Raw genomic sequence first — 6,265 nt, 5'->3', positions numbered from 1 at the left:
GTCGTTACGTGCGCCGGGGCGATCAATGGCGGTGCCTTCTGAGAGAATCAGCCCGACGTCGTGTTCGGCACGTCGGCGATAATAGGCGGCGACGTTTTCTTCCGGTACACCGGTGGGGGAAAACGAACGGGTCATGGGTGCCATGACGATGCGATTTTTCAGGGCCAGGGATTTCAGCGCAAATGGCTGAAACAAAGCATCCAGATTCGTAACACTCATTGCCAGAGACTCCATTTGAAATGAGTCTTGATAGTATATTGTGTATACCTAATATCAATTAGGCACTTTAAAGCTATCAGGTATCCCAGAGGAAACCACATGCTCGATCATGACCCGGCGCTGACTCAAGACGGTACGGTGCCCAAGGTATTCAAAGCCGATTGCTCCAGCCGATTATTGCTTGATCAGATCACCGACAAGTGGTCGGTGCTGATACTGGGCTCTTTGTGCGAAAAACCGCTGCGTTTCAATGAAATCAGGCGTCGCCTGGACGGCATCACGCAAAAAGCCCTGACCCAGAGCCTGCGCCGTCTTGAACGCAGTGGCATCCTGGCGCGCCGGGTCATCCCGTCTTCACAGGTGGCGGTGGAGTACAGCATTACGCCGCTGGGGGGGACGCTGGAAGAGCCGTTCAAGGCGCTTTACGCCTGGACGCTCAGCCATTCGGAAGCGGTGCTGCAGGCGCAGGCGGCGTTCGATGCGCGCACCGACGACGCCTAGCCGTTGCAGCTTTACTTGCGGTCCAGCCACACCGTTTGTGCGTTGCAGAACTCGCGTACACCGAAGTGCGACAGCTCGCGGCCGAACCCGCTCTTCTTCACACCACCAAACGCCACCCGCGGGTCTGACACGCTGAACGCGTTGACAAAGACCCCGCCGGTTTCCAACTGATCGGCAATCGCCCGCGCCTTTGCCGCGTCGCGGGTGAAGATGCTCGCGGTCAGGCCAAACTCGCTGTCATTGGCCAGCGCCACGGCGTGCTCGGCGTCGCGAGCGGTGATGATCGAGGCCACGGGGCCGAACAGTTCCTGTTTGAACGACGTCATTTGATCGGTGACGTCAGCCAGAACGGTCGGTTCGTAGTAATTGCCCGCGCCCGCAACTTTATGGCCACCCAGCAGCAGCGTGGCGCCTTCTTCCAGGGTCGCCTGGACCTGGCCGTGCAGTTCGTCACGCAGATCAAAGCGCGCCATGGGGCCGATATAGGTGGCGGTTGAGGTGGGCTCGCCCATCACCAGGGCGCGGCTGGCTTCAAGGAACTTGGCGGTGAAGGCTTCAACCACGCCCGCTTCGATGATCAAGCGCTTGGCGGCGGCGCAGACCTGGCCGCTGTTCTGGAAACGGCCGATCACGGCGGCTTGCACAGCGGCGTCGAGGTCGGCGTCGTTGAGTACGATAAACGGGTCGGAGCCACCCAGTTCCAGCACGCATTTCTTCAACGCGGCCCCGGCTTGTGAGCCGATGGCGATGCCAGCGCGCACGCTGCCGGTGAGGGTCACAGCGGCGATGCGCGGGTCGGCGATGGCCGTAGATACACCGTCCTGGGTCACGTTGATCACTTCGAATACGCCTTCAGCGAAACCGGCTTTACGCAGCGCCTGCTGGATCAGATACGCGCTGCCCATCACATTGGGCGCATGCTTGAGTACGTAGGTGTTGCCGGCAAGCAGGGTCGGCACGGCGCCGCGCAGCACTTGCCACACCGGGAAATTCCACGGCATCACCGCGAGGATAGGGCCCAGTGGGCGGTATTCGATTCGGGCGCTGCCGTTGTCCACCAGGGTGGGTTCCGGGGCGAGCATGGCCGGGCCGTGGGCGGCGTACCACTCGCTCAGTTGCGCGCACTTTTCGATCTCGGCGCGGGCCTGGGCGATGGGTTTGCCCATTTCCAGGGTGATCATTTGCGCCATGTCTTCAGCTTGCTCACGCAGGGCGACAGCCAGGGCCAGCAGGTATTCGGCGCGCTGGCTCACGGGCGTGCGGCGCCAGGTTCTGAAGGCATCGGTCGAGCGGGAGAGGGCGGCGTTCAGCTGTTCTGCGCTTTCATAGGGGTAGCTGCGGACTGTTTCGCCGTTGGCGGGGTTGATCGACAGGGCGTGGGTCTGGTGGGAGATAGCATTGTTCATGGCACCGTCCGGCTGAATGAGTGGAATGGGGCCAGCGTACGGGGCTGTATGTTTTCTGGAAACTGAATAATATTAAGCAATATATTCTCATTACGAGAATGTTTGGCCTAAGCTCGTCCCCACGCTCTGCGTGGAAATGCATCCTTTGACGCTCCGCGTCAACGAGCTGTGAGCCAACGATTGGACGCGGAGCGTCCGAGGCAGCGTTCCCACGCAGAGCGTGGGAACGATCATGTACATGATTGGAGAATGACTTGGATCTGGTGCAACTGGAAATCTTCAAGGCCGTTGCCGAGCAAGGCAGCATCAGCGCCGCCGCGCAGTTGATTCATCGCGTGCCATCGAACCTCACCACGCGCATCAAACAACTGGAGCAGGACCTGGGCGTGGAATTGTTTATCCGCGAGAAAAGCCGCCTGCGCCTGTCGCCGGCCGGGTGGAACTTCCTCGGCTATACACGGCGCATTCTTGATTTGGTGCAAGAAGCCCGCGCCACGGTGGCGGGGGAGGAGCCCCAGGGCGCGTTTGCCCTGGGCTCGCTGGAGAGCACGGCGGCCGTGCGTATTCCGGCGTTACTGGCGGCGTATAACCAGCAATACACCAAGGTCGAGCTGGACCTGAGCACCGGCCCCTCGGGCACCATGATCGAAGGCGTGCTGTCGGGCCGGCTGACGGCGGCCTTTGTCGATGGGCCGGTGCTGCATTCCACGCTGGAAGGCGTGGCGGTGTTTGAGGAGGAGATGGTGGTGATTGCGCCACTGCATCACGCGCCAATCACCCGTGGCCAGGATGTGAATGGCGAGAACATCTATACGTTTCGCTCCAACTGCTCGTACCGGCATCACTTCGAACGCTGGTTCTCACAGGATGGCGCGGTGCCGGGCAGGATCTTCGAGATCGAGTCGTACCACGGCATGTTGGCCTGTGTCAGCGCCGGGGCAGGGCTGGCGCTGATGCCACGCAGCATGCTGGAGAGTATGCCGGGGTGTGCGGCGGTGAGTGTGTGGCCGCTGCCCGACACGTTCCGTATCTTGAATACCTGGCTGATCTGGCGGCGGGGCACGGTGTCGCAGAGTTTGAACAGTTTCGTAAAACTGCTGGAAGAACGCACTCTGCCAGTACCCTAGATCAAATGTGGGAGCTGGCTTGCCTGCGATAGCGGTGTGTCAGTCAATGAATCTTTAACTGAACCGCCGCTATCGCAGGCAAGCCAGCTCCCACAGGTGTCCTACATCAGCCGCCAAATTGCAGGGTGCCCATGGCCAGTTTGGCCATGATTGCCGTCGCGCCTAGTTGTACCAGCCATAACGCCAGCCCACCGAGGAATACTCCCAACGCCACTTGCAGCACCAGGCTCTTCTGGCGCTTGGCTTGCGGTGCGCGTGGGGCGTAGTCGTGCAATTCGTCGCGGTCGGCGCGCAGGTCCAGGTCGTCGTTTCTCATAAAGCTCTCACAGCAAGGGGGCAGTCGGTGTTCAGTCTAGTGTGTTCGCCAATAAAAAGGGGGAAGCCATTGGCTTCCCCCTTCGTATAACGTTTGCCCGTTTACAGCACCTGGACAATCGCCTTGGTCACTGCACCAATGTTCGATTGGTTCAGCGCTGCCACACAGATACGCCCGGTATCGAGTGCGTAGATACCGAACTCGGTGCGCAGGCGGGTGACTTGTTCCACCGTCAGGCCGGAATAGGAGAACATCCCACGCTGGCGACCGACGAAGCTGAAGTCATGGCCTGGCGCAGCCTTAGCCAGTTCGGCCACCATCTGCTCGCGCATACCGCGAATGCGCAGGCGCATCTCGGCCAGCTCGGCTTCCCACTGGGCGCGCAGCTCAGGGTTGTTCAACACGGCGGCAACGATGGCTGCGCCGTGGGTGGGCGGGTTGGAGTAGTTGGTGCGGATCACACGCTTGACCTGGGACAGGATGCGCGCGCTTTCTTCCTTGGACTCGCTGACGATCGACAGCGCGCCTACGCGTTCGCCATACAGCGAGAACGACTTGGAGAACGAGCTGGACACAAAGAAGGTCAGGCCCGATTCCGCGAACAGGCGCACCGCGGCGGCGTCTTCGTGGATGCCGTCGCCGAAGCCCTGGTAGGCCATGTCGAGGAACGGCACCAGGTTCTTGGCCTTGACCACGTCCAGCACGTCTTGCCAGTCGGCCGGGCTGAGGTCGACGCCGGTGGGGTTATGGCAGCAGGCGTGCAGCACCACGATGGACTGTGGCGGCAGGGCGTTGAGGTCCTCGAGCAGGCCGGCACGGTTCACGTCGTGAGTGGCGGCGTCGTAGTAGCGGTAGGTCTGCACCGGGAAACCGGCCTTTTCAAACAGCGCCTGGTGGTTTTCCCAGCTCGGGTCGCTGATGGCGACGACGGCGTTGGGCAGCAGTTGCTTGAGGAAGTCGGCGCCGATTTTCAGCGCGCCCGTGCCGCCCACGGCCTGGGCGGTAATCACACGGCCTTCGCTCAACAGCGGCGACTCAGCGCCAAACAGCAGCTTTTGCACGGCCTGGTCGTACGCCACGATGCCGTCGATCGGCAAGTAGCCACGGGCGGCATGTTGCGCCACACGAATGGCTTCCGCTTCGGCAACGGCACGCAAGAGTGGAATCTTCCCCTCCTCGTTGCAGTAAACGCCCACGCCAAGGTTCACCTTGGTGGTTCGTGTATCGGCGTTGAATGCTTCGTTGAGGCCCAGGATTGGATCGCGTGGTGCCATTTCGACAGCGGAGAACAGGCTCATTTTTGCGGCAGCTCTATGGGGGGTAGGAGGGACGTGTCGCGCTCCAGCCGAATGCACTAGAGCGGTGCACAAACGGGGAGCTAGTATAGAGGCCATCACGGCTGAGAGCGACAACGGAAACGGCTTTTCGGCCATGTTTTTCGGTTTATTTGCTGACCGTTAGTCTTATTGCCACATTGGCGAGAAAGGTCGTGTAGGACGACGGCCTTGAAACCCGTCACATTCGACACCACTTCTACAGCTATCATGGTTTTTTCCTGCAACCTGCGATGATTATTCGCGGGTTGCTGAGCTATTTCGTCCCTGGCGGTGTCGAGTCTGGGGTGACTTCACGAGGTACGTTATGTCGGATTTCCAGCTCGTTACCCGTTTTGAACCCGCCGGCGACCAACCGGAAGCCATTCGTCAGATGGTCGAAGGCATCGAAGCCGGCCTGGCGCACCAGACGCTGCTTGGGGTGACCGGTTCCGGCAAGACCTTCAGCATCGCCAATGTGATCGCCCAGACCAACCGCCCGACCCTGGTGCTGGCACCGAACAAGACCCTGGCCGCGCAGCTCTACGGCGAGTTCAAGGCGTTCTTCCCCAACAACGCGGTGGAGTACTTCGTTTCCTACTACGACTACTACCAGCCCGAAGCCTATGTGCCGTCGTCCGATACCTTTATCGAGAAGGATGCGTCGATCAACGATCACATCGAGCAGATGCGCCTGTCGGCGACCAAGGCGTTGCTTGAGCGCAAGGACGCGATCATCGTCACCACGGTGTCGTGCATCTATGGTCTGGGTAGCCCGGAAACCTACTTGAAGATGGTGCTGCACGTCGATCGCGGCGACAAACTCGACCAGCGCGAACTGCTGCGCCGCCTGGCCAGCCTGCAGTACACCCGTAATGACATGGACTTTGCCCGCGCCACCTTCCGGGTGCGCGGCGATGTTATCGACATCTACCCGGCGGAATCCGACCTGGAAGCCATCCGTATCGAACTGTTCGATGATGAGGTCGAAAGCCTGTCAGCCTTCGACCCGTTGACCGGTGAGGTGATCCGCAAGCTGCCACGCTTCACCTTCTACCCCAAAAGCCACTACGTGACCCCGCGCGAAACCCTGATGGGCGCCATCGAGGGTATCAAGGTCGAGCTGGCCGAGCGCCTGGAATACCTGCGCTCCAACAATAAGCTGGTGGAAGCCCAGCGCCTGGAACAGCGCACCCGCTTCGACCTGGAGATGATCCTGGAGCTGGGCTACTGCAACGGCATCGAAAACTACTCGCGCTACCTGTCGGGCCGCGACTCCGGGGCGCCGCCACCGACGCTCTATGACTACCTGCCGCCGGACGCCTTGCTGGTGATCGACGAATCCCACGTCAGCGTGCCGCAGGTGGGCGCCATGTATAAGGG

At 60.8% G+C, this 6,265-nt stretch carries 7 protein-coding genes; 3 read left to right on the top strand and 4 right to left on the bottom strand.

Annotated elements, in window-relative coordinates; genetic code table 11:
• Positions 1-219 (bottom strand): oxidoreductase (locus tag GIW04_RS26740; RefSeq protein WP_442962813.1); only part of this gene is annotated, 219 nt, incomplete at its 3' end.
• A 99-nt stretch (positions 220-318) separates the two neighbouring features.
• Between GIW04_RS26740 and GIW04_RS26735 the strand changes: the two genes are divergently transcribed.
• Positions 319-720 carry a winged helix-turn-helix transcriptional regulator gene (locus GIW04_RS26735; protein WP_003192584.1) on the top strand — a complete coding sequence of 134 codons (402 nt, stop codon included), beginning with the start codon at positions 319-321 and terminating at the stop codon, positions 718-720.
• Between the two features lie 11 nt (positions 721-731).
• Here the strand turns inward: GIW04_RS26735 and GIW04_RS26730 are convergent, their stop codons facing one another.
• A complete protein-coding gene (locus tag GIW04_RS26730) occupies positions 732-2,126 on the bottom strand; it encodes an aldehyde dehydrogenase family protein (RefSeq protein WP_120248928.1) in 1,395 nt (464 codons plus the stop codon).
• Positions 2,127-2,380: 254 nt separating this feature from the next.
• Between GIW04_RS26730 and ptrR the strand changes: the two genes are divergently transcribed.
• Positions 2,381-3,253, top strand: coding sequence for a putrescine utilization regulator PtrR (gene ptrR / locus GIW04_RS26725; protein ID WP_120248927.1), 873 nt, complete (start codon positions 2,381-2,383; stop codon positions 3,251-3,253).
• Between the two features lie 106 nt (positions 3,254-3,359).
• Here ptrR and GIW04_RS26720 read toward each other — a convergent pair whose 3' ends face one another.
• On the bottom strand, positions 3,360-3,569 hold the full coding sequence (locus tag GIW04_RS26720; RefSeq protein WP_005789784.1) for a hypothetical protein: 210 nt from the start codon (positions 3,567-3,569) through the stop codon (positions 3,360-3,362).
• 101 nt (positions 3,570-3,670) lie between these two features.
• Positions 3,671-4,867: an amino acid aminotransferase gene (locus GIW04_RS26715; protein WP_003192576.1), complete on the bottom strand. Its 1,197-nt coding sequence runs from the start codon at positions 4,865-4,867 to the stop codon at positions 3,671-3,673.
• A gap of 343 nt (positions 4,868-5,210) precedes the next feature.
• Between GIW04_RS26715 and GIW04_RS26710 the strand changes: the two genes are divergently transcribed.
• Positions 5,211-6,265: DEAD/DEAH box helicase family protein (locus tag GIW04_RS26710; RefSeq protein WP_236479361.1), on the top strand; the 1,055-nt coding region annotated here is incomplete at its 3' end.

The sequence above is a fragment of the Pseudomonas sp. PA-4-8C genome, from assembly GCF_021606625.1.
GTDB lineage: Bacteria > Pseudomonadota > Gammaproteobacteria > Pseudomonadales > Pseudomonadaceae > Aquipseudomonas > Aquipseudomonas lactis.
Note: the sequence above shows the minus strand (reverse complement) of the source record. Positions and strands in the feature narration are given on the sequence as shown.

Coding starts and splice junctions, on each gene's coding strand:
- GIW04_RS26735 (WP_003192584.1), top strand. CDS start 319: ATGCTCGATCATGACCCGGCGCTGACTCAAGACGGTACGGTGCCCAAG.
- GIW04_RS26730 (WP_120248928.1), bottom strand. CDS start 2,126: ATGAACAATGCTATCTCCCACCAGACCCACGCCCTGTCGATCAACCCC.
- GIW04_RS26720 (WP_005789784.1), bottom strand. CDS start 3,569: ATGAGAAACGACGACCTGGACCTGCGCGCCGACCGCGACGAATTGCAC.
- GIW04_RS26715 (WP_003192576.1), bottom strand. CDS start 4,867: ATGAGCCTGTTCTCCGCTGTCGAAATGGCACCACGCGATCCAATCCTG.